Genomic DNA, 23,963 nt, shown 5'->3' with positions numbered 1-23,963 from the left:
CAAGCTTGCGACGGCGGCGTCGATCGAGGCAAGCAGACCCGGCAGCCTTGCGGCGAGAAAATCAGGCAGGAGACTGAAAGTTCGGTGTCCCTGAGGACAGTACCACCTGGCAATGCGCATCCCTGATGGTGCCGCACGCCGATAGGTGCCATGGCGAGCAAACGAGCAACCGCCAGAGGGATGCAACGGACAACGGTCCAAACGCGCGATGAGCCATTCGCGATTCGCGACGTAGCTCTCGGCACTCGATACCGTTCGCAGTGGGATCTGCATGTTCACCGCCCAGACGCCGTACATGCATAGCGTCCAGACAGATAATATGCCGAGTTGTTTGGCCCTTCAAACTCGTCCGTTGGCGCCCGAACGGCGCTCACCCCACATAAAACGGTACTCGGGATACTGAGCGACACATCCGGCCTCTTGCACCTCGCCGTCTCTGTAAATCGAGTTGTAGCCTGCGAATGCGTCAGCTTGCAGGATCCCCCTGAAGCCTTTCAGGTGGGCTTGCGGATATTCGCCTGACCGACTCGGGCTGTACGCAAACCATACGGCTGGCGCGTCCACTGAACCAGCGGGCCTGTCGTCACGTACATAGGTCCAGAGCCGTCCGGTCTTGGTCTTGCCCTTCCCAGGTTCAAGTACTGGTACCGGCGTATCGTCAGCGTGGATCTTCGACGCCGCCATCACGTACTGCCGGATTGCATCGACCAGGGGGCGCAATAGTGCGCTGGCTTGTCCGACCCAGTCGGCAAGTGTCGAGCGGCTCAACTCGACGCCATCCCGCGCGTATATCGCCGACTGCCGATACAGGGGGAGATGGTCGCAGAATTTTCCAACCAGGACATGGGCGAGCAGACCAGGACCAGGCATACCGCGATCAATGGGCCGGCTGGGCGCTGGTGCCTGTACGATGCAGTCACAGCAGGCACAGGCCTTCTTTGGTCGACGATGCCGGATCACTCGCCAGTGCCCCGGCACCTACTCGAGTTGCTCGGCGATGTCTTCGCCAAGCTCGTTGAGCGTTCCGCCGCACTGCGGACAGCACACATCGTCAGGTTGATGGACGAGATCTTCGCGCGGTAAATGATCAGGGAGGGCTCTGCGTCCAGTCGGCCTGGTCGCGTCCTTTGAGCGCTGCTCGCTTGCGTCGAGCACTCCGGCACCTTCGTCGGCCTGCAGATCCTCCAGACGTAATTCCAATTGTTCGATCTGGCGATCAATCTTCTCGGACTTGCGCCCGAACTGCATTCGTTGGAGCTTTGCGATCCACAGCTTCAGGCTCTCGATTTCCAGTGCTCGATCTGAGAGTGTCCTCTGAAGCGTCGCGACCGTGCCACGTAGATTTTCCACGTCGCTGTCGCGCTCGCGAAGCTCAGCTTCCCGCGCCAGAAGCAGGGCCTTCAAGGCGTCGATGTCGTCGGGAAGTGAAGCGTTACTGGAGGTCATGCAGGCAGTCTAGGCGCCAGCGTCACTCCCCACGTGTGTTGTCACAGACGTTTACAAAGCACTGCACGGACGGGCCGCATTGATGGGTTGGCGCCAGTCGAACCCCTCCAACAGAAGGCCAAGTTGCGCATTCGTCAGGGCCACCACGCCACCTTCGGCACGCGGCCAGGCGAACCTACCCCGTTCCAAACGTTTGGCGAACAGGCACAAGCCACCGTCCCGCCAGTACAGACACTTGAGCAGATCACCACGTTTGCCCCTGAAGATAAAAACGTGGCCAGAGAATGGGTCTTTCTGCAGGACCATCTGCACTTTGGCAGCTAGGCCATCGAAACCACATCGCATGTCAGTAAATCCTGCAGCAACCCAGATCCGGGTGTTCGCCGGCGGCTCCATCATCAGCTCAGCCATTGCACGATCATACGCAGGGTTTCTGGATCGACTCGGCCTTCAATGCTCACCTGGCCCTTGGCCAGGTGCAATCGGATGACTCCTGCTGGCAACGCTTCCGGCCGCTCGCATGGCTTGCCCGTGAGCGACGCTTCGACTCCGGGGCCTCTGACTACAACGGGGAACAGCACTGGGGTGTCACCAACATGGGGGATCCCTAGTTGGCCTGCTCGAAGCATGCGACGCCACCGAAAGACCATGTTCACGTTTAGACCGTGTTCCAGCGCCAGCTTTGAAACCGAGACGCCTGGCACGCACGCAGCTTCTGCAAGCCTTTGCTTCAGTTCGATCGGATGATTGCGGCTGCCGCGTACGCGGCCACCACGCTTAGCCACAGTCTCCAAAGTAGTCTCCGCCAGATTTTTGATGGGAACTACTCTGGATAGGTTCGACTCTCGCGTCTACACGGCCATCAGCGGACGCTTACACTCTTGCTGATCAAGCCGCTGAAATTCCGGCAAAGGCCTGCGGTGAGGCAAAGTGTCAGATTTAATACGGACTGAGCCGAAGTGACGCTTTTATTGAGCTAGGGCACAGGCAGTGCCCCCTCGATGATCTTCAAGGCGTGCTCAAGCGCTTTGCGCGGCGGGCATTTTGGGCACTCATCCAAGGTCGTCGCCATGCTCTGCAATGCGATCTCGCGACACTGTGCTTGCATTTGAACGACGTCAACATTGTGGCAATGACTGAGAGAGGCGAGGCGCTCCAGCTCAAGCTGATCCAGCCATTTTTCCGTACCCCTCGGGTCGGTCTTTTGCATCGCCAGCGCGGGCACCTCTTGCGGAAACCATACCTGGGTGGTGAGTACGTCGTACACGGGGGAGAGCCGCGGGCGCATGACATCGTCATAGACCAAACCAAAGTTTTTCAGATGTGCATCGCCGTTGCGTAGTGCGTCGTTCATCATGACCAGTTTCAGCATGGCCACGAGATCTGTCGCCTGGTCGTCTGGATGTACGAAGAAGCGGATCATCTCAAACAGGTGTTCAATCGATCCGTTATATTTCCCACTACGAAACAAGCCCGACAGCGCACATGCATCTTCGAATCCGCGACGTGATCCGTCAGGGGCGATATCAAATCGGCTCATCGTCAGTGACGTGCGATCCGGGCTTAATTCAATCGCAGGAACGTCTAGTCCCGCTGCCGAGCATGCTTTCAAGCATGCATACTCAACCAAACTCGCGCCAACATAATGGGGCGAGTCGAATTTAACTATGGAGCCGTGCGCGGCGACAGTCCCGGGGCGAGTCTTTTCCGTCGGGAATGTCGACATCTTGGGCATGACGCCAGACACGCCAAACATCTCCGGAGATGTCTTCAGAATTTCGATCAGCCGCTGTGCCGCACCCTCAGCTCTGGCGGCATCCAGAATGTTTTGTTGAAGTGTGGCGTCTGGGTCCAGCGGGCCGTCGAAGGTAGTGCGGCCGATAGTGTGACGACCGACAAGACGGAGCAGCGACATATCGTTATCAACGTCGATATGCTTGGCGAAGCGGGTTCTAATGGCTTCCAGCACGATGCCTTCGGGCAGGGATACCTGAAAGGGTGGGGGCACCCCGTTGAAACCAAGATACTCTTCTGCTGGCGCGCTCGGCGGCATCAGTAACGAGACTGTCATTTGATCCGGGACATCCGGAAGGTAACGGAAATCAATCAGGCCTGTCTCGATGTCTTCACTGAGCAAGCCGACAGGATAGTCCGAAACGAAAACCTCGAGTTCGCTACTCATTGAGATACTTTGTGCAAGAGATTCGTCTGGAGCATTGCCTGGCGCTCCCGCTCCGCTCGCATCATTTCCCTGAGCGTGGGGCGACGCCTTACGTTGCTTTCCGGGTAGGAAACTGGGGCGATAAAGGACGCCGATCCCACGCGCTGCCGGCTGGGTAATTTCGCCTGGAGCATTGCCTGGCGCTCCCGCTCCGCTCGCATCATTTCCCTGAGCATGGGGCGACGTGGTGGCGTGACGATCGCCGGGTCTGGTTGAGGGTTAAGGTTCACGCCGACCGCAGCCGCCATCAGGAGTAGATTCAACGTCGAGACGCTTTGGCCGCTCTCGATTGCAATGACGGTTGCCCGAGACACGCCCACTTTCTGGGCGATGTCGGATTGCTTACTACCTTGTCGCTCGCGCGCGGAGCGCAAGGCTTCCCCGATTTTGCGGCGCATTGCGTCCGCTTTATCATGTAGCTCTCCTCGATGGTCCATTTGACCCCCTTAACCGGGTTGGATTCAGCAAATCTGATGTCAACAATAATTGACATTATAGTCCATGTCAATTTTTTTTGACTTCCGAAGCTGAGTTCGCAATTCGAGGCAGGGGCGGCCTAGTGTTGACACCGGCAGACGTCGGGCATCCTTTGCGGTAAGCCTCCGGTCAGTACCGTCTGGACGTTGGGGCATCGGTTGAGCCGGGGCGAACGACACCTCGGCTATTCGAATTGGATGGCGAGGTCGACCGACCGCTTCTGGCCGGAAACGGCCAAACAGTACTTTGGTGCCACAACCGAGAGGGATATGAATTTTAGCCACGGACTCATCCGGTTCGAATTCCTCCGATATCCTCCATTCCATGCTGTCTTCCTCACGCCGTTGGCACGACTTCGGCTGTGGGGCTGGACACGGGTTGCGCTGCCGGCATGCTCGCCTCCAGGAAGCCGCGCGCGATCAGCTTCGGGCGCAACTCCGACAGGGTATTGGCTGGAACGGCCAGCCAGAGCAGCGTTCTGGCGCGGGTCACGGCCACATAGCCGATACGTCCTACCTCTGACGCAACTCCGTCGAGCAAGGCGGAAACATGCTCCTTGGTGGCAAGGTAGAGAACAGCGTCTAGGCTTTCCCCCTTCGCCTGATGGACCGTATCAATCCGGATGCGCCGGACATTCGGTGCAGCCAGATCGTCCGCGGCCACCAGCGGTGCATTGGGAAGGCTCTTCTTGGCCAGCTTCATACCGATGTTGTTGGCCGGTGTCAGGCCGTGTTCGCGCTGCAAGGTAACGAGCAAATCCTTGACTCTGGCCAGCAGTAACGGGTGCCATTCCGCATCTGCGCGGAGCGTGGCAGATGGCAATCCGCTGTCCGGGTTCCGGGTGAAGCGCCAGATCAGGCGTCGCAAGGGTTGCGCGTCATGGTAGCGGGCCGGCTGGGTGATCGAGGCCACCAATCCTTTGGGCGGATCGCTAAGAAGGCCCGTTATGCAGGTGGCGACACCCTTGAAGGCGGCCAGATAGTCCTGTTTGGTGTCGCGTGCGATCGCCGCTTGCACAAAGCCCTTGACGGTTCCCTGGCCGGCCGGGGAGTCGTTGCCCGCGAGCTTGTCGGCAAGCTCGCGGCCGCGGCAAAGCACGGCTGAGTTCTGGACCTGCAGTCCCGCTGCGCGGACCGTGGCCTGGAAGGCGTCGATCAGTTTGTCGCGCTCAGCCGTCTTGAACGGCACAAAGAACGCGCCATGCAGGGTGGCAGGGACGGATAGATCTGCCGCATCGCCACGCGTTGACAGTGTATTGGCTAGGCTGACGATCGGCGGTACGGACCGATAGTTCCGGGTCAATCCCAGACTCGCGATGCCGGCACGTGTGCCGTATTGCGAGAGGAATTTGCCATTGGCGCCGGCGAATTCGTAAATGCCCTGATTGGGGTCGCCGATGAGCGAGACACGTACGCCCGCGCCGATGAGCTGTTCGAGGATGGCCTGATGGAGCGTACCAATGTCCTGCGCTTCGTCGATGAGAACATGGGGATACCGGCGTGCCAGCGCCCGCAGAATGATGGGCTGCTCGCTCAGCGTGCGATGGCACCAGTAGCGCCCGAGGTTGTGCGAATAGGCCCCGGTTCTTCCCAGACGATGGACGATGGCGCCGGCATAGCCGGCGTCCAGTTCCACAACTTGGTCATTGTTACCGTAGTAGAAATAGACGCCGGAGGCACGTCTGCCGACCTGCATGTTCGTGATGGCGACGGGGTAGTCCCCCGGCCTGAAACGTGAAGCCGCTCAGGAAGGATTCGCCCCCGGTAACGAGAAAGGCCGCCTGGGACGCCTGCATGGTTCGGTGCGCGTGAGGGTGGAGGACGTGGCGGGCGAAGAAACCATCCAATGTGTCAATCTCGACCCGGTGGCCGCCAGCGCCGAGCGTCTGCCCTTGCATCAGGGACATGTAGCTCTTGCGGAAGGTATCCACGGCGACATTGGAGAACGACAGCAACGCCACGCGCCCCCGGTGGCTCCCAAGCTGACGGCGGATTTCCACGAGCCGGCGCACAGCCGTCAGCGTCTTCCCGCTTCCCGCGCAAGCAATGACGGACACCGGATCCAGCGGTGCGTAGATTATTGCCGATTGTTCGAGGGAGAGCTCGGTCATGGGTGTGCCGCGGGCGTCTGACAAGCGTGCGCGACGGCCTGACGGATGTACTCTGGCACGACGCACGATGCGCCATCGGCCAGCACCTGCGCCAGTGTTTGTCCAAACCGTCCCTTCTGGACGTTGTTCTGCTGGCGTTCGAACATGCCGCAAAACAGCAGGCGGGCCTTCTCGACATCGCCCGTCGCGGCGTTGACGGCGGTTCCCACCGCCTCGCCGATTCTCGGATGCAGCTCCTTGAGTGCCTTCAGCATGGCGGTCCGGTTGTCGGCGTGCAGCGCCAGGTCGTATTCCAGCGTCTTGACGCCGTGAAAGACCTTCACCAGCGCGTCCTCACGTGCCTTCATCTTCGCAGTGTTGTCGGACACTTTGACCGTATCGTGGGCAGCGGGGTAAAGCGCGACCGGTTCGCTGCCATCGGCGGGGGTAGCCTCGGGATCGGCGTCGGTGATGACGGCAACCGGGATCTTCAGCGCCTTCTCGCCGAACAATGGCAGGAACGAGTCGAAATTCAGGCCTTCGACACTTATAAGACTGACGCCGTGCTCTCGCAGTTTGTATCCGGCTCTTTCCGCCAGGACGCTGACTAGCATCAACTCCGCAGCCCCTTCCACAAAGATGACGCGGCGGGCAAAGAAAATTTCCGCACGCGTCACATCGAGATAGCGTTCCAGCTTTTCCCGCTTGCCCTCTTCGAAGGTGATGTCGCGGGGGAAAAAGGTTTCGACCCGGCTGCCGGTGTCCACCAAACAAGTCAGCGTCTCGATGTCGGCGATGCTCGCGAAATTGGGGGAGTGACTGGTGACGAAGAGCTGGACCGGCTTCTCTCCGTCGGTCGCCTTGACCGTCTCCAGGTAGCTGAGCAGGACCGCCTGAAGCTGTGGGTGCAGATGCGCTTCCGGTTCCTCGACGATCAGACCGCGATAGCTGGCCTCGGGGTTCTTGGCCAGTTCGCTGAGGACCACCGCCATGAAGATTAGGTTGTTGAAGCCGAGGCCGTTTTGCTCGATGTCGAAGGTGTTGACCATCAGGGAGAGACGGGAGGCCAGTCGCTGGAAATCGCTGCCGCTGAGCCCAAGTTCAAGAAGCTGGGATAGTTGCGGGCCAAGCATGCTGTCATGTCGGCCCTTGATGGCCTTCTGGGTGGCGGTAATCGGTGGATGCCTTTTTAGCTCCTCGTCGAGCTTCTTCAGGACGTCGTTGATGCCATCCCGTCCGGCATCATCGGATAGAAGCTGGAACAGGCGCGCCAGTTGGCTGGTGCGGCTGGGCTTCAGGCTTTGCGAAGCGTCCCGCAACGGGGGCAGATACACTCCGCGCAGGTTCTCCATCATGTCCGCGGTCAGGCCGGTGTCGTCATGGTCGCCACACCATCGCTTGGCACGCAGTCGGCCAGTCTTGTCGGCCTCTGCATAGCGAATCGTGATGTGTGCCTCGGCCTTTCCGGCGGCATCCAGCTTGAGGGCTGGAAGGAAATCGGCTTCGTCATCCTCGTCGAGAGCGCGAAAGACGTACTCGAAGGTGATGTCGCCTGCGGGCGTTCCGCCAGGCGGACGATGCACATCGTCGATGTCGAGGCGGGGGTAGGGCTCGTCATGGCCGGCAAGCAGGGCGCGCAGGGCGTCGACAATCGCCGTCTTGCCAACATTGTTGGCGCCGACCAGGACGTTGAGGCCGGGTTGGAACTTCAGTGTCGCGCTGTTCAGTTTCCGGAAATTTGAAATCGTTAGCTGCGCCAAATACATGTGCGGGACCCCAGATCGTAATCCTTGTTGTTTCTGACATTTGTCATCGCATGGTACCGCATTGACAGGGCCACGCTGGCGCAAAAACCGGAGCGAGCGGCATGGGTGGATCGGGTGCATGGCTGCGGCGACGCGGGAGTACCGGACCAGAGGGGTAAATACGCAGGATGGGTTACCTCGTATACTCCGGCACAACCCGTCTACCGTGATGCTTGCAATGGCGAAGCGATTTGAAGGCTCTATTCCGGAGCGGTTTCACCTGTATGGCAGTATTGGAGGAAATGCGGTCCAGCAACTGCATGTCGAGGCGATACGCGGTGGTTTGGAAGTCGAGGAAGAGACCGACGCAAGGGGCCGCGTGGTGGCATTCGATGTCGAGATGCCAGGCGGCGAGCGCGCCCGCGTCCTGCCCAGCGGCGCGGACCCGGGCCACGCCGGGGTGCCCGTTCTGGTCACCACGAAGGTCGGTTTTCCCAGCGACGAGCGGGGATGGGATCTGGCAACGAGTCGAGGTGCGCGCTGGCTGTCGCCGTTGCCGCAGGCGCCCGAAGCTATGGACGCCGCGGCTGCGCAGCATCGTCGCGACCTGGTCCTGCAAAGCTGGCGGGACCAGTTCTTTTTCCGGGAGGAGGAGATCCTGCCGGACGGGACCGTGTCGCCTGGCCTGCGCGGGCCACAGATAGGCGCGCTGCACGCCGTGCTGGCGCACTGGAAGGTTTCCGAGGCTACGGCCACCGTGGTCATGCCAACAGGCACCGGCAAGACGGAAACCATGCTGGCACTCCTGGTGGCGAGGCGGATCCCGCGATTGCTCGTCGTGGTGCCCTCCGATGCGCTGCGCGCGCAGGTGGGGCGAAAATTCCTGACGTTGGGCTGGCTGAAGGCGTTTGGCATCGTCGGTCGGGCGGCGAGCCTGCCCGTCGTGGGCATGCTCACGCAGATGCCCCAGTCCCGCGAAGACGCCGATCGCATCCTGATGCAGTGCAACGTCCTTGTCACGACGATGGCGATCGCGAACGGCATGAGTCTGCGCGACGATGCGCTGGCGCAATGGGCGTCTCACGTGTTCATCGACGAGGCCCATCATGTCGCGGCCCGGACTTGGGATGCCTTCAAGGAGCGCATGGCTGCCGCGCGCATCCTGCAGTTTACGGCGACGCCATTCCGGCAGGACGGGAAACCCGTCGACGGCAAGGTCATCTTCAACTACCCCCTCCGGCGGGCCCAGGCAGAAGGCTACTTTCGTGCCGTGTCGTTCAGGCCCGTCATGGAGTTCGATCCGCGGCAGGCCGACGCGGCGATCTGCGAAGCTGCCATCGCCGTTCTCAACGAGGACCGGGCAGGCGGCCATGACCATCTGGTGATGGCCCGCGCCGCCTCGATCCCGCGAGCAGAGAAGCTCCATGCCATCTACCAGCAGATGGCGCCCGAGCACCGGCCCGTCCTGGTGCACAGCCGACAGGGTGCCGGGGCCCGCCAGGCGGGTCTATCGGCCTTGCAGACGCGTGCCTCGAGAATTGTCGTGTGTGTCGATATGTTGGGGGAGGGCTTCGACTTGCCGGCCCTCAAGATCGCGGCCTTGCACGACATGCACAAGAGCCTGGCGATCACCCTGCAGTTCACCGGCCGCTTTACCCGCTCGGCGAACGGCATTGGCGAGGCCACGGTTATTGCCAATATTGCCGACGCCAATGTCGAGCAGAAGCTGCAGGAGCTCTATGCGGAGGATGCGGACTGGAACGAACTGTTGCGCAAGCTGAGCGAAGGGGCGACGCAGCGCGAAGTGCGCAGATCGGATTTCATCGAGGGATTCAGGGAGGCCAATCCAGTAATCTCGCTGCAGAACATCTTCCCCAAGATGAGCGCCGTCGTCTTCAAGACAGAGTGTGCAGACTGGCAGCCGGAAGCCATCGTGAGGAACTTCCCCGCGGGGCGGCTATATGCCGGTCCCTATATCAACCGGGAAGCGCGCACGCTGATCGTCGTTGCGCGCGACCTCCTGCCGGTTCCCTGGGGCGACATTCGCGACCTCAAGGAAACGTTCTGGCATCTGTACCTGTTGCACTGGGACCAGGAAAGCGGCCTGCTGTTCATCAACAGTTCCGACAACAGCTCCGTTCACGAAGACCTGGCGACGGTGGTGGCCGGGGATTCGGCCCGGCTGATCCGGGGCGAGCCGATCTTCCGGGCGATGCACGGACTGAACCGCTTCGTGATCATGAGCCTGGGACTGCGGCATCTGCTCAACCGCAACATCCAATTCTCCATGCACAACGGTGCGGACGTGGCCCAGGCCCTCGCCACGGCGATGCGGGAAAACAAGGCGAAGTCGAACCTGTTCGGCAAGGGGTTCGAGCACGGTGAGCCCGTCACGTTCGGCTGTTCCCAGAAGGGCCGCGTCTGGTCGCATCGGGTCGCCTACGACCTGTCCGAATGGGTCGAGTGGTGCCATGGCGTCGGCGCCAAACTCAATGATGCGACCATTTCCACCATCGACGTGTTCCGCAACGTGGTGATCCCGATCGAGGTCGAGGGCCGGCCGGAGACGGTCGCCATCGCCGTGGAGTGGCATCCGGACCTGCTCGCGCGACCGCAGGAACGGGTGCTGATCCAGATGGGGCAGCAGGAAGTGTCTCTCTACGACGTCGGCCTGGCAATCACCTCTCACGAACCGGCCGGGCCGCTGCGGTTTGCCGTAGTTGCCGATGACATCGGTGCGGCGGCGGAGTACGAGGTGAGGATCGCCGACCGGCGCGCGATCTTCGTCAGGGTGTCGGGCCCGGAGGCGAGCATTTCGGTCGGGCGCGGGGCGTCCCGGCCGCTTGCCGAGTGGTTCGCGGACAATCCGCCGACCATCTATTTTGCCGATGGCGCCATGATGGTTGGCAATGAGCTTTACCCGCTTCCCGAAGCGCACCGGCGCATGCCGTTCCCGCTGGAGCGCATCCTCGAATGGGATTGGCAGGGGACTAACATCCGCATGGAATCGCAACGCGAGGAACGCCGGCCGGAGTCGATTCAGCGCAAGGTCGTCCTGGGCCTGCTCGCGGAGCCCGCGGCCACACGATTCGACGTCGTGTTCGACGATGACGGATCGGGCGAGATTGCCGATGTGGTCGCGCTGCGCGTGACGGAGAACGCGCTGTTCGTGCGCCTCTATCACTGCAAGTTCTCAAGCGAGGGTGAGGCGGGCGCGCGCGTGAAGGACCTCTACGAGGTGTGCGGCCAGGCGCAGCGTAGCGTGAGCTGGAAGGGAATGGTCTGGAAGATGGTGGACAGGATGCGTCGGCGCGAAGTCGAGCGGAACCAGCGGGGCGGGACCCGGCTGGATCAAGGCACGCTGGCGGACCTGCATGACATCGCGCGCCGGCTCAACGTCCTGTCAATCACCTTGGAAATCTATGCCGTACAACCCGGGGTGTCGAAGCGGGACGTGAGTCGATCGCAGTTAGAACTGCTGGGCGTGACGGAAAATTATCTCCGGGAGACCTATGACGTGCCGTTCTGGCTCATCGCGAATCGCTAGGGGGGCGCCGCTGGTCAGCAGAACCGGCCAGATTGTCGTTTTCGCTCGATAGAAGCCGGGGGTTGTCGTTTTCCCTCGCATTTTACTCGTGTTGCACCAGGTCGGACCGGCCCCCAGAGATGGCTGGCGACCGGTTGCTATCAGCGCCCGGGGTTACCCGGGGCACAGCGGGTTGCTATCAGCGCCCGGGGTTACCCGGGGCACAGCGCGGGACGGAACTGTGTCCAAAGCGGCGGCGCGCGGCAGATCGCGTCGATATTTTTGCCGCTGGAGACCCCCAAGATAATGCGTCGTATCTTGGGGCACAAAAATCCCGACGCGCGCGGAGCCCGCGGGTCGGCGTACCGGACCGGCCCATACGAGCGGCCGTGGCCGGAATTACGACGGTGATCTATAAGTAACATTGAGCCGCAGCGGCCCGAGTCCCGACCGCTCAGCAGGTGCTGCCCAAACTTTCGCTCGCCGGGATGCCCGTTCGCGCGCGGGGCGCTCTAGAAAGCACTCTCGCCCTCGGAAGCTTGAGGGCAATAATCGGTGGGGGGCAGGAATCGCACCCAAGCGCCTCCGATCAAGGCTGATGCGCGTAGAGATGGATGCCATCTCGGTCAAATGGCCTATTTGCGGCTTCCACTGGCGTCGGTAGGCTTTCGACTCCGCCGTCTGCAAGGGCATTGCGGATGACTAATGCGGTTACACAAGGCAATGGCTCAGTCCGCGGAGGTCCATGACCATATCGAATCGGCCACGATTCCCGGAGGATTCGTTCGAGACGCCGCTGCGTCAGTGGTTACGCAGCGGCGCGCCGGTGCTCAAAGGTGTCTACGCGCCGACTGGGAGTGGGAAGACCCGCGCCGCCAGTCGCCTGGTGGTGGACGCATTTCATCAGGACCATGTCATTCCCATTTATGTGGCCCCGCTTAAGCGCCTGATCGAAGAGTTCATTCCTGAAGTCACGCAGACACTGCAGTCACTGGGTTTGGATATCCCGATTTACCGTATCTATGCCCGTAGCGATTTTGAAAACGATGACACGCTGCTGGAAGAAGTCGTGCCCTTTTGCACGGCCGCGAAGCAGTATTTTGTCGCCGATAGGGAATTGCCCTTCGAAGAGACCGACGACGCGCTGGTGGACGACCCGGGCGGACCACCGTCCACCCGGATTACGCCCGCCATGCGCTTGCGGCGGATCGAAGGAGCGGTATTCAAGTATCGCCGTGCGCGCGACATCCTCAAGCTTATCCCCTCTGAGGATGTGGTGAACGAAATGAAGTCCGCCATGAGCCGCATCTGGAGCGACCTGAATTACGTTTGCGCCGCAATCGTCGAGCACGAATTGCTGAATGAGCATGCTGCCGGACTCTTTCAGCATAGCAAGCTCCGCCCCATGTTGCTCAGGCTTGTTCCCCTGAATTTGTTCGACCAGCAACCAGGCATCTTCGTTTCTACCACCAGCAAATTTGCTAGCAAGCCTACCGTATATTCGGTCGAGCGCAACAAACTCGATATCCCGAAGATTGTACGTGGCAAAGCGGATTCCTTTTTTGGCTGGGCGGCTGCGCGTCCCGAGCGGTTCCTCCTGCTTGTCGACGAAGAGGAGGAGTCCCATCAATTTATCATGAAGTCGCTAAAGAAGGAGTTGACAAACAAGGACGTTGATCTGCACCGTGTCATTTACTCCTTCTTCCACCATTTCGATTTGTCTAGTTTTTCCGCTTATGCCGAACATGACAGCGAAGCATTTGCCAGGAAGCTATTCGACAATTCCGGCGAGATACTGCGTTCGCTGGATAAGATTCAAGAAGCCATTGTCAGCAATCCGGACCTGGACGATCAGGTGGCAGCGATGCGGGGCATACCCTGCTGTGCCAGCTTTAGCCCGTCATGGGTGCGGAAGCTGATAGAAGATTTTCTGAGCAAGCATGACGTCGACAACCGCTTCTCACGTTTGGAGGAGAAGCTCCGTATCCTGGAGGCCGTCAAGAGATTTATCCAGGACACGATCAAGCCGTGGCCGGACCGGAATGCGGTGGAGTCGGACTTCGACGTCTATCGTCGACTGGAGAACGTTTTCCACGACAAAAAGCATATCCTGATCAACACCGGTTGCCTTGGTGAGTTCCGAACGGACATGGTCTATCTGTTCTTTAATGAACGGCTGGAGATCTACGAACACGAAATTCTCGAACAGATTCGCGTCGCTCCGGTGCTTGCGCACAACAATTTGGAACTGATTTCTGCCGCGAGCTTGCAGGAGAACAAGGACGTCCAGCGCCAGAAGAACAGCTTTTCGCTGGGAGAGTTTTTGCGGTTCGTGATGCTGATCACCCGCGTGATCCTGAGAACGAGGATTCAAAAACCCCTCGGTGCTTCCCTGGCGCGCATATCCGATCATCAGTGGAAAGTGCTATCGATGTATCGCAACAAGATTGGCGGATGGCGCATTCCCAAGGACGCGTTGCCGGAGTTGACTCAGGAGGCCCCGGATGAGCCGCTTACGGCCGAGGCCGTCTTTCGGCGCGCCAAGTTCGCCTTGAGCATCGTGGAAGATTCGATGCACCGGCAGGAATACGCGAACGATATGCGCATCATGTCAATCGCGGCGACCGTCCTGAAGCGGACGCCGGAGGATATGTTGGACGAATTCTTGACGCAGAAGCGGCGCAGGCAACCCGAGTTGCCGGGCAACCTGGCCTATGTGCTGTCCGCGACCGGTGGCATGGGTGGCTGCTGGGGCGGTCTCCTGTTGCCTTATTTGGGAGCGCGACTGGAGGAGGCCGGCGGAAGGGTGATAGGGCCGACCGACAGCGAATTCCAGTTCATGCGAGCGTTTCGCGAGTACCGGGCGTCCAAGCGCCAAACTGCGGTGAAGGCATTTGATCGCGAAAACTGTCTGGAGCGGATCGAGCCCGGTGATCATTTCCATCGGGTCGAGCACCAGTTCATCAATGAACTGGTGTTCGAGGGGAGCCATATCGGGCGTAATCCGTACAAGGTCGACGAACTGAAATACCTTTGCGCCTTGTTGTGGCGGCTGGCACTGGGGCCGGAGCGATCGGCCATTGCCTTCACGCAGACCGTAGGGAACTTCCGGCTGATACTGGATGGACTCTCCCGACGGGGTCTGGGGGTAGAGGCGGACGAGCGCATTGAGGGTCTCTACACGTTCGATCCGGCCGTGTTCGGCGGCCCCCCGGAATCTATCAGACTGCTCCTCTATACCGCCTCCTTCGGGCAGGAGCGCCATCGGTTGGGCGTTGGGGAATCATCGCCGGTTGCAGACGGGGAAATTAGTGAGGACGACGTCGACGAGTCCCGGCTCCAGTCGCTGCTCGACGAACGGGAACAGAAGCTGCTCGTGGTCAGCAGCTTCCGCTCCGGCAATCGGGGGTTAAACCTGACACCGAAGTGCAAGCCGATTCGGCAACAGGACGGACGCCATCTCCCGTCGTCGATCAAGGATTTTGACATTCTGATGTTGGCCATGTCGCCGTACTACGATGGCCTCTATCGCGTGTCGCACCAAGAGCTGGCCCATATGGAACGGCTGCAGGCCATGCAGCAGCGCTTGTATCTGGACGGGCGACTGTCCGACTATCATCTGCGGGACTTGCCGGCGGTGCTCAGAGACGAATCGGACGACGTCTTTTACGATGAATACCTTCGGAAGATCGGCCGCGAAATGGTCCAGACGATCGGGCGAGTTGAGCGGGTGGAAGACCGGCCGGCTCGCCAGTTGATCCTGATCAACCAGGAGCTTGTGCGAGAACTCGCACATTTTCATCAGGTCGAGCCTGACTTCCATCGACGCTTGTCAGCGGGAAACTATGCGGTTTACGAGCATGTCAAGGAGTTCGTTCGGCGTACCCGAATGTTTGCGACCGAAGCAGAGTGGGCCGACTACGCTGCCCGTGAAATCGTCGCCGGAGGGGATTTTCTGCGCGCTAGCCGGCGTATCTATCGTGGCTTTCGCAATAATGCCAACCGTCAAGCCTGGGCGCGCATCCGCAGCCCGCTGATGTTTCGCGATCCCGCGGCTTACCTGGCTACGCTTGCTTCGACCCCGGAAGGCCTTGACCAGAAGGTCTGGCAAGACTTTGTCAGCAACCTTTTCATTCCTAACAGCTTGCCCGAACGCTACGTGGTGAAGGCGCGTCAAGTGATCAGCGCCACGCCAGGTCTCTCCGAATTGCTTGGTGAAACCGTGTGCGCTCTGGTTGAGGGAGCATACGGCGAGCTGGCCATCTATGCTGATCTCGATCACGGCAAAGGCCGCCGCTTCGACGCGGCCGAGCGTTTGGTACCACGCGCATTGCGGTCGTGCCCGGAGTTTGCCGAAGTTCAGCGCAAGCTTGGTTTGGATTTTGATACCCTCTACAGTGAATGGGTGCCGCGTCCGCAGTTTTTCAATGATTATGTCAAGGGCTATTTTGCCGAGCTGGTCATGCAGGAAATCCTGGTGCGGCGGGGCGGCATTCGCCAGATCGACCCGTTGAGCCACCCTGGCGCGGCGGCAATCTTCGAGCGCTTTGATATTTTCATCGAGGGACGCGATGTCATTCTCGCCCTCGATTTGAAGAACTGGAACCGCAGGAGCGATCGCATGCTGGGCGCGCGGACTCGCATGGAGGCGGTGCCAAAAGTGCAGATCGTGGCCGAAGCATTGCGGATGCCACTGACCCTGAGACGAAAGACGATTAGCGGCGCCCAACGGGTTGGCAATCTACTCGGGAAGCGGATCATTCCCATTTATATCAATTTGTGTGGGGAACGACCGCACAGCGATGAAACGCTCGAGGGGTATCCCCTCCATTTCTATAATCTTTTCGTGGCCGTCCGTGATGAAGCGAACCTGCTGCGGTACGAACTCAACGCCGATCTGCTAAGCCGGTTGGCGTCCGTCAAGCGGGAAGCGTAATGTTTGTCGACACCCCGGCCGAGATTGCCACTGCCTGGACTAACTTTATTCGCGTCGACGACCCCATCGACGCTGCCGCAGAGCGGTTGCTCGCCTCTCTTCGGCTCGGGGGGAAGGGGCACTGGGCGGTGGCGTCCACCGAGCTCGCGAAAGCTGATCGCAAAAATCCCGACGTTCGGATCCAGGCGCGCAAGCGACAAATCGCGGGCCCGCTAGGGCTGGATCCCGATGCGATTCCCTTCTTGCGGGGCACCGGGGAGGGGCAGTATTTCTTCTTGAAACCCGGCCCCGCAGCCACGGTGCCTGCCGAGAATAACGCGGCGGTCGTGATCCACCTCTGTTTGCTGGCTGGACTCCTGCACCGGACGGCATACGGCGCCAACGCCTTGCGGGCGCAAGCCATCGGACCGCATGTCTATCTTGGCGCCCGAAGTTTTACCACGAAGCAGGGGCAGACGGGCATCGAGGCGTTCGAGCTCGGCATTCGCATTCGGCATAACGAAATACAAGCGACCTTGTCAGCGCGAGTGATGCAGGTTGCGGCCGGTGAAATGGTATCCGGCACCGTGGCGGACGATGAGCATGACGCGGGCTTTCTCTTGTCGAACATTTCGCCGACACGCCTGCAAAAATGGGATGCACGGAAGTCCCGGCCGCTTGATATCACCTTTGACAACGCGTCGCTCCGGCGCTCGCGACTGTTCTTGCTGAACCGGATCACCGAACTCTTCTGCGCGATTCTGCAGGAATCCGGCGTTCGCTATCAGCGGACCAAATTCTCGCCGTCTCGGACCATTGCGCTGCCACGGCTCTCCCTTGCCCAGATCGCCCATCCCGACCACGCAGTGCTGATTGTGAACAATACTGGCGCGCGGCTGGTCGATCGCGACCGGCAGCGCATCATCGAGGCGCTGCGCTTTGATGGGTTGCAGTTTCGTGGGATTGACTTCTATCGCGCCGGGATGCCGGCGACGAATGCTGACTGGACTCAATTGGTGGATGCCCGTACCGCCTTGCTGGTCCTGAATCCGGCCAATGCGCCGTTCGGCAGCGTTCGCATCCAGGGCGATCCATGCAGTCGTCCCTGGGAGGCCTATCACGGGCTGACAACTGCTATCTTGGGCCAAGACGATGTGGATAGTTACACGTGGGCGAAATACGTGCATCTCTATCGTCGCGACAAGCCTCGATACCCGGTCTTGCAGGGGCTGGACTGTTCGGTGGAACATGACACCGTGGTTCTGCCGGATGTACCCGCGAAGAAACTGTACGAACTGCGTCGTTGCGCGCTGGAATTGGGCATCAAATGCAATTTTGCTCAAGGCAAAGTCGCGCTGCCGACACAGTGTGAGCTTGAGGGTGAATTCACCCTGATTCACACCGATGCGGTGACACTGCAATTGGGCAGCCTGAAGGGCGAGAAGCTGTTGATGGCCGCGATCGTCAAGGTACGAGCGGGGAATGGCGAAATCCAGATTGTCCATCGCGAATTCCATTCTGAGCTAGGGCTTGGCGATCTACAGGCGCTGACCCGGCAGTATCCCTGCCTGCAAAATGGAATCCGAGCGGACCACTTTTTCGTGGTGGATGACGCCAATCAGGTGTTCCTGCAGCGCATTAGTGGGGCCCTGGCGCCAAAGATTCTTCTCAATGCCAAGTATGGCAGTATTGAACAGGCCCTCGACGAGATGGCGCGCAACGAGGGACTGTTACCGTCAGGTGTATTCAGTCGCGGTGCCGACTGGGCATTGCTTCCGTTCTATGTGTCGCCCGGCAAGGCCGCTGGGCGGAAGTGGCGCGACACCGCGTACATCGAAGACCGGGGGGTATTCTTAAGATACTTTGTGCCCTCCCTCTTGCCGGCAGAGGTTGCCATGGGCTTCTCCAATCTGCATGACCTCATGGTCTTTCACAATCCAACACCCGTCGCCAACGGAAGCGGGTGTGTGCCGGTGGAAAGCGGCCTGCTCGGGCAAAACGTGGTCAAGCTCTATCTCGCCACCTTGACGAGCGGCATCCTGCGTCTAGAGGAGACCAGCAAAGCGTCATTGCTCGAGAAGCTGGCCAGCCTGGGCGGAATGGACACGTAGGGAAGGGTGACGTTGCGCTCCAACGGTGGGGCCGAACGCCGGCTCGGCTGCGGCGTGATGGCAATGCCTCTGCCGGTGCCGGACCGCCGCCGCAGGCATTGCCACCGTGATTGCTCGCCACGACGAGCCTCGCGGGACCGATCTTGGCAAGACGCGCTGGGTTACGAGCGGACCCTTGCTTGGCCGGACGCCCCACGGGCGTGCCGGCACGATGTCCTCGCAATGCAATTCGGCGTGCGGCAACCATTCCGGATCAGGGCACTGACGCCTGACTGTGTGGCCTGCCGCCGCCTTCGTTGCGCGGAGCCCGGCCTCCGGCGCTTGTTCCCCCAACCGCATTGCCTCGTACGTGACGTCGGCATGAGGCGCAGCCCGGTAAGCCGGCGAACGGTCCGTCGTGCCGCCTGACGCGCATGGCGCAATGGCCCAGCAGGGGCGGTGGGCCCGGAGCCGGCCGGAGATAGGCCGGCGCGCTGGCGGCGAGGGGCGCGATCGATCGGGCGCTGACCGCAGGCGTCGGTGGTCAAAGCGATCCGGTGGCAGGGCGGGGGGATTGGCGCTCAGGGCTGCTCGCGGTGAGAGCGCTGCGTTGCGTCGGGCATGATCCCTGTGCCGCCGCGGTGCGGGTGGCGTTGGCGCCGCGGCACGCTCGCGCACGAGGGGCGCAACCCAACGCTGCCGATGCTGGCTCACCGGTCGTGCCGTCTGAGCGAGGCCTGGGGTAGCGAGCCAGGAGGCGAGTTGGAGCTAGCTGGGAAACTGCAGCAAATCTGCTTATATAGATATCAACACCTATCTGCACAAGCGTTTCTGCGTCTCGCCACCCAAGCGCCGCATGCGTCATGCGCAGCAGCGCTGCCTCAGGAGGGCCCGTATGGCTTCCAATCCTGCCATCCCGCACCGTCCGGCTTCGGCGGGGACCCCTCCGGGGAAAAACCCAACCACCGATGGCCGCCGCCGGCGCGGCGCCGGCCAGCCGGTCGCCGCAACGCACCACCTCGGCGCGCACCACTTCGCGCTTTATCGCGGCAACCTCGAAGCCGTCGACCTAGCCGTCCTGGGCGACTGCTATCTCGACACCGGCCGCGACCGGCGCCAGGTGCGCCTGACGCTGGCGATGATCGAGGCGGAGCTGCTGCGCGGCGTGCGCCGGCTGCAAGCCGCTGCTGCCGAGAGCGACCCGACCGCCGACGCCGACTGTCCATCAAAAAAGTTGCCCACGGCCGAAGCGTGGCAGCGGCTGTTCCGAAAGACGGGAGCCGGCGTGCCCGCGCGCGTGCGCGCCCGGCAACTGGCCGCGCTCGAAGCGCTGCGCCCGCTGCTGACGCGCACGCCGGCGCGAACCGATCCGGTCGCGGGCTGGTTCTCCCAGCCCGTGGCGACGCGGCTGGAGGCGGCGGGCCTCGCCACGCTCGCTGTCCTGCACGGATGCGTGCTCGCGCGCGGTGTGCGCTGGTACCGGCGCGTCCCGCGCATCGGGGCCATGACCGCGAAACGGATCGTGGCCTGGTTGCAAACGGAAAGCGCTGCGCTCGGCGCGCTCGCCCCCGCGGCGCTCGTGCCGCGCCGCGGCCTCGCGGCGGCGACGCGCGCCGCGCTACGCCCGCCCGCGGTCATGATCGCACCGCTCGAGGCGCTGGCGTTGCCGGCCGAGCGCGATGGCCACATCGGCCACAACCGGCCGGGGCCTGGCGCGACCCCGCGCACCACGGCGCAGACCGACCTGGCCGCGATCCAGGCCTGGCTCGCGACGTGCGGGCCGGAGGACGGCCAGACCTGGCGCACTTATCGCTGCCACAGCGAACGATTCCTGCTGTGGGCGGTGTTCGCGCGGGGCAAGGCGCTCTCGGACCTGACGGTCGAGGATTGCACGGCGTACCTGGCGTTTCTCGCCGATCCACAGCCGGCAGACCGATGGGTCGGGCCGCGCGGCGTACCACGCTACTCCTATGGCTGGCGCCCGCTGGCGGGGCCGCTCTCCCCACACAGCGTCCGCCAGAGTTACACGGTGCTGCGTGGCATGTTCGGCTGGCTGGTCGAGGCGCAGTACTTGCGCTACAACCCGTTCGCCCTGGTGTCCAAGCCGCGCAGTGCACGCACCAGAATTCAGGTGGCGAGGAGTTTCAGCAAGACCCAGTGGGCGTTCCTGCAGCGCTGTGCGGCGGACCTGCCGGCGGACGATCCAAGGAGCATGCGTCTGCAATTTCTGCTTCGCTTCGCGTATTCCACGGGCCTGCGCATCAGCGAACTGGCGCGTGCCACGGTCGGAGACCTGCGTCACCATGACCTGCAAGACGACCCGCGTGGGAGCTGGGAGTTGGTCTTCACCGGTAAAGGGACCGTTGAGCGCGAGGTGCACGTGTCGCATACCGTCATCGCCGCTTTGCGTCGTTACCTCGCGCAACGCGGATTGAGTGAGGATTTCGGACGCCTGCATCCGGCGACGCCGCTGATTGGCCGGGTCAAGGCCGATGGCCAGGCCGGGGCCCTCTCGGTGCAGCAGATTCACGCGATCTTAAAGCGCTTCTTTACCGAGGCGGCTGCGGCGCTGCAGGAAGACGACCCCGCAAGCGCGGCGCGGCTCGCGAAGGCGTCGGCGCACTTTCTGCGCCACAGCTTCGGCATGCATGCCGTGGCCGTGGGCGTAGGTCTCGACGTCGTGCAATCGCAGTTGGGCCATGCGTCGCTCTCGACCACGTCGGTGTATGTGCGTACCGAAGCCGAACGACGGGCGCAGGAACTGGAGCGGCCGGGGATCTTTTAGGGGCGCCGGGACTGGCGGCCAAACGGCCGTCCGGCCGATTCCTGGACGGCCGGCGCGCGCGATACCACTCCTGCGTGTAACCGAGCGGGGCGCACCGGAGGCCTCGGGGCTTGATGTTAAAAGGTCTGCTTTCCGGCTGGCTTCGTCTAGGGGTTTTCCCGCGATTTTGTCGCGAAAGTGCCCGTGTTATGTCACCTAGCCGCCCTGAGCGGATTGCGCGACGTGGTGTCCTCGGCTTTACTGCCGAACAGCGATACGTTAGTCACGTGATTTAGCGCAGAACCCAAAGGGGGGCCATGTCCAAATCAGGAAAGATTAGCTGTGACAAACTGGACTTGCGCAAAGATTGGCCGGTACCGGCTTACGACCTCATGGCGGAGGCGGAACGCGAGGCAGTCCAGAAGCGGATGCTGGCCATGGCCTTGCGCCTGAACGGCCATCGCTACAAGGTCGTCGAGAGCCTGACCGGCATGAAGCGGCAAGCGGTCCACAGCATGCTCCGGCGCGCAGAGATGATCGCGCCAGACGGCAAACCATACGGCTATCGGGCCTCGCTGCCGCATCTCCAGATCAATGTCAATGCGAAGAGACCGAGTCGGTGTACGGACCACCGATGGCATAAATCATTCTTTGGCTAAGGCGGTCTCAAAGGCGTGACCTTTCTTTCGCGCTGCACCTAGGGCAGGCATGGCAATTACCGCAGACGTGGTCGGCCTGCTCCAATGATTTGTCACGGATGTGGCGCCCCTGTGCGGAGGCCGCCAGTGGATGGGATATCGACGGATGATCCCATGCACGGCGCCGCGAGAGCTAGTCTCAGGGCCAGTTGATTGGCGAGCTTTACGCCCGTCAATACCGGAAGAGCCCGGTGTAGCGCAGAAATCGGCACGTCGAGGGCCGACACACGAATGGCTGGGGGCGCCGTCGACGACTGGCGCCCCCGATATGAGCAAGAACTGGAAAGCTGCCCTCTCGTAGGGCGTAGCCGTAGAGCGACGGACGTCCGAACCGCACGGGGGTTTTCGTGTACGCGGTTCGGCCTATGACGCCGAACCGTTTGCAGACGCATGTGCGCCTGTGCGGCCGTCACGAAGAGTCGATGGACCGGTTTTGATTTTGGCGAGGAGCGATCATGCAGGTCGAGTCTGCACTGCAGGTTCTCTTGTCGCAGTGGCAAGTGTTGGAGGTCGAAGCGCCTCATGCTTCCAGTCGTCGGATTTCGCCTCGCGCGCCGGCAGGGGCCCACACTGCTGTCATCCCTGACTCTGGCGCGACAAGGAGCGTGTCATGCCCAACAAGCGTTCGGATCGCGGATCCGCTTCGTCCAGCACGTCACGGAATCTGGCTCGAGAGGTCGACACGCTGTTGCCTCGGACCCCGGCTCGCCAGAGTACCGCGCGCTGCTACGCAGGCTTCAAAAGCCCGCGGCAAGACCTACCCGCCCGACCTGTCTCGGCAGAGCAGTCGCCCAGCGGCAACCGTATGCCACGCTTTTCGGCCGATCACGACAGGTTGTTGCGTGACGTCCTGAATAGGGCGTATGCCGACACGCAAAGGCTAACGATGCGGCATGCCTACCGGATGTATTGCTGCGAACTGTCGGCGTCCGAATTGCCCGATACGCGGGCCATGAGCTACACCGCTTTTCGTTGCCGTGTCCGTATGTGGATCAGTTCGCAGACCGTGAGACATGGTGCGCGCCCATCGTCCGAGCCGGTCACCGTCAACGTGCGCAAGTAGACGTGAGCGCTACGTCCACCATTCCTTGCCAACAGGAGGTCACCATGGCGAACAATTCCTTAACCATGGATCAAGTCCACCGGCTCTCGGATAAGGACAAGATCGCCTATCTCGATCACGTGGTGCTGAGACACCCCCGCTTTGAGCGGGCCGCGCGCAGCCTGGCGGCGTGGCTTCATCCCAAGAATGGGATGTCGACGATTCTGCTAGGGGGGCCGCCAGGGGTGGGGAAAACCTCGCTGGTCAAGCACCTTCAGGAGGAATCGGGTGGGGGGACGGACATGGCCTTTGTCGCATGGCCACGCGCGCCGCACGTGTTATCGGTGCGCCATGTCGTTGACCAGCTTGCTCATGCAGCGGGGGTGGTTGACGGGCCGGGCCGGACGCGGCGGACGAGACTGGCGGAGCAGCAACGCTGCATTCCCCGCATTCTGGTCATCGACGACGTCGTCGGGTTGCCTTGCTCCGGCGCGCAGCAAATCGCCCTGGAGACACTCCTCGCATGGAACGATGGCGTTGGGCGCAAAGTCCTTTTTGTCGGCAACAGCAATTTGGACAACGTGTTCGCCGAACTGGCGAGTGTTTGGCATCGCGCGGCCTATGTTCGCCTTGGTGCCTACGGGACGCCGCGGCGAGAGCCGGTGTCGCCGGACGCGCCCTCCGGAGGCGGCTCAGCGAACGCCGCATACCGAAATCTCCTGAATGGTCTGCGCAACCATTGGCCATATGTAAACAGGCCAGATTTCTCGGCAAAAGTGGATGCCTTCTATTCGCGTACCCACGGGAACATGGCGCTGACCAAGCAGCTCTATATGGCCTTGGCCCGCAAGCAAGCGTCAAACGGTGGGAAGTGGGATGACGGGTTCCTCGGCGATTGAAACTGACCGTCGCTTGCTGGTGGGCCGGTACTGCGTGCGCGCGGCGCAAGA

General features: G+C 61.5%; 13 protein-coding genes and 1 pseudogene. 6 read left to right on the top strand and 8 right to left on the bottom strand.

Translation table 11 applies throughout. The annotated features are described in order from the left end of the window. Nucleotides 1–402: 402 nt before the first annotated feature. The 8 genes and pseudogenes from tnpC to CTP10_RS26025 form a co-directional block, all read right to left on the bottom strand. Nucleotides 403–1,446: pseudogene (tnpC, locus tag CTP10_RS26060) on the bottom strand (IS66 family transposase); the annotation flags it as partial. A gap of 51 nt (nt 1,447–1,497) precedes the next feature. Continuing rightward, nucleotides 1,498–1,857, bottom strand: a complete 360-nt coding sequence (tnpB, locus tag CTP10_RS26055) for an IS66 family insertion sequence element accessory protein TnpB (protein WP_411860354.1) — start codon at nt 1,855–1,857, stop codon at nt 1,498–1,500. Next, the gene (gene tnpA / locus CTP10_RS26050; RefSeq protein WP_271815904.1) at nt 1,845–2,231 is read right to left on the bottom strand and encodes an IS66-like element accessory protein TnpA; all 387 of its coding nucleotides are present in this window, start codon (nt 2,229–2,231) and stop codon (nt 1,845–1,847) included. Before tnpA ends, tnpB begins: the two co-directional genes overlap by 13 nt. A gap of 191 nt (nt 2,232–2,422) precedes the next feature. Then, nucleotides 2,423–3,628 carry a type II toxin-antitoxin system HipA family toxin gene (locus CTP10_RS26045; RefSeq protein WP_271815748.1) on the bottom strand — a complete coding sequence of 402 codons (1,206 nt, stop codon included), beginning with the start codon at nt 3,626–3,628 and terminating at the stop codon, nt 2,423–2,425. Next, nucleotides 3,625–4,065 carry a helix-turn-helix transcriptional regulator gene (locus CTP10_RS26040; RefSeq protein WP_271815746.1) on the bottom strand — a complete coding sequence of 147 codons (441 nt, stop codon included), beginning with the start codon at nt 4,063–4,065 and terminating at the stop codon, nt 3,625–3,627. The genes CTP10_RS26045 and CTP10_RS26040 overlap by 4 nt, the downstream gene beginning before the upstream one ends. A gap of 415 nt (nt 4,066–4,480) precedes the next feature. After that, nucleotides 4,481–5,779 carry a UvrD-helicase domain-containing protein gene (locus tag CTP10_RS26035; RefSeq protein ID WP_233528270.1) on the bottom strand — a complete coding sequence of 433 codons (1,299 nt, stop codon included), beginning with the start codon at nt 5,777–5,779 and terminating at the stop codon, nt 4,481–4,483. 13 nt (nt 5,780–5,792) lie between these two features. After that, nucleotides 5,793–6,254: a UvrD-helicase domain-containing protein gene (locus CTP10_RS26030; RefSeq protein ID WP_233528271.1), complete on the bottom strand. Its 462-nt coding sequence runs from the start codon at nt 6,252–6,254 to the stop codon at nt 5,793–5,795. After that, entirely contained in the window at nt 6,251–7,999 is a 1,749-nt protein-coding gene (locus tag CTP10_RS26025) for an ATP-dependent nuclease (protein WP_116321745.1), read from the bottom strand. The genes CTP10_RS26030 and CTP10_RS26025 overlap by 4 nt, the downstream gene beginning before the upstream one ends. Before the next feature lie 217 nt (nt 8,000–8,216). Between CTP10_RS26025 and CTP10_RS26020 the strand changes: the two genes are divergently transcribed. The 6 genes from CTP10_RS26020 (at nt 8,217) to CTP10_RS25990 (ending at nt 23,912) form a co-directional block, all read left to right on the top strand. Next, nucleotides 8,217–11,525: a DEAD/DEAH box helicase gene (locus CTP10_RS26020; protein WP_158577698.1), complete on the top strand. Its 3,309-nt coding sequence runs from the start codon at nt 8,217–8,219 to the stop codon at nt 11,523–11,525. Nucleotides 11,526–12,249: 724 nt separating this feature from the next. Further along, complete coding sequence (locus tag CTP10_RS26015) at nt 12,250–16,440, top strand: DEAD/DEAH box helicase (protein ID WP_116321747.1); 4,191 nt, start codon at nt 12,250–12,252, stop codon at nt 16,438–16,440. Beyond that, on the top strand, nt 16,440–18,530 hold the full coding sequence (locus tag CTP10_RS26010; protein WP_116321748.1) for a hypothetical protein: 2,091 nt from the start codon (nt 16,440–16,442) through the stop codon (nt 18,528–18,530). Before CTP10_RS26015 ends, CTP10_RS26010 begins: the two co-directional genes overlap by 1 nt. An 874-nt stretch (nt 18,531–19,404) precedes the next feature. Then, nucleotides 19,405–21,294: a phage integrase family protein gene (locus CTP10_RS26000; protein WP_158577699.1), complete on the top strand. Its 1,890-nt coding sequence runs from the start codon at nt 19,405–19,407 to the stop codon at nt 21,292–21,294. Nucleotides 21,295–21,590: 296 nt separating this feature from the next. After that, the gene (locus CTP10_RS25995; RefSeq protein ID WP_147316251.1) at nt 21,591–21,932 is read left to right on the top strand and encodes a hypothetical protein; all 342 of its coding nucleotides are present in this window, start codon (nt 21,591–21,593) and stop codon (nt 21,930–21,932) included. Between the two features lie 1,146 nt (nt 21,933–23,078). After that, the gene (locus CTP10_RS25990) at nt 23,079–23,912 is read left to right on the top strand and encodes an AAA family ATPase (RefSeq protein ID WP_116321752.1); all 834 of its coding nucleotides are present in this window, start codon (nt 23,079–23,081) and stop codon (nt 23,910–23,912) included. Nucleotides 23,913–23,963 lie beyond the last annotated feature (51 nt).

Origin of the sequence: Cupriavidus sp. P-10 (assembly GCF_003402535.2) — a bacterium.
Classification (GTDB): domain Bacteria; phylum Pseudomonadota; class Gammaproteobacteria; order Burkholderiales; family Burkholderiaceae; genus Cupriavidus.
This window is presented reverse-complemented; position numbering and strand designations above follow the sequence as displayed.

What these genes read in the sequence shown, in the direction of transcription:
- tnpB (WP_411860354.1), bottom strand. Translation starts at nt 1,857, where the DNA reads ATGGCTGAGCTGATGATGGAGCCGCCGGCGAACACCCGGATCTGGGTT.
- CTP10_RS26045 (WP_271815748.1), bottom strand. Translation starts at nt 3,628, where the DNA reads ATGAGTAGCGAACTCGAGGTTTTCGTTTCGGACTATCCTGTCGGCTTG.
- CTP10_RS26040 (WP_271815746.1), bottom strand. Translation starts at nt 4,065, where the DNA reads ATGCGCCGCAAAATCGGGGAAGCCTTGCGCTCCGCGCGCGAGCGACAA.
- CTP10_RS26030 (WP_233528271.1), bottom strand. Translation starts at nt 6,254, where the DNA reads ATGACCGAGCTCTCCCTCGAACAATCGGCAATAATCTACGCACCGCTG.
- CTP10_RS26025 (WP_116321745.1), bottom strand. Translation starts at nt 7,999, where the DNA reads ATGTATTTGGCGCAGCTAACGATTTCAAATTTCCGGAAACTGAACAGC.
- CTP10_RS26020 (WP_158577698.1), top strand. Translation starts at nt 8,217, where the DNA reads ATGGCGAAGCGATTTGAAGGCTCTATTCCGGAGCGGTTTCACCTGTAT.
- CTP10_RS26015 (WP_116321747.1), top strand. Translation starts at nt 12,250, where the DNA reads ATGACCATATCGAATCGGCCACGATTCCCGGAGGATTCGTTCGAGACG.
- CTP10_RS26010 (WP_116321748.1), top strand. Translation starts at nt 16,440, where the DNA reads ATGTTTGTCGACACCCCGGCCGAGATTGCCACTGCCTGGACTAACTTT.
- CTP10_RS26000 (WP_158577699.1), top strand. Translation starts at nt 19,405, where the DNA reads ATGGCTTCCAATCCTGCCATCCCGCACCGTCCGGCTTCGGCGGGGACC.
- CTP10_RS25995 (WP_147316251.1), top strand. Translation starts at nt 21,591, where the DNA reads ATGTCCAAATCAGGAAAGATTAGCTGTGACAAACTGGACTTGCGCAAA.
- CTP10_RS25990 (WP_116321752.1), top strand. Translation starts at nt 23,079, where the DNA reads ATGGCGAACAATTCCTTAACCATGGATCAAGTCCACCGGCTCTCGGAT.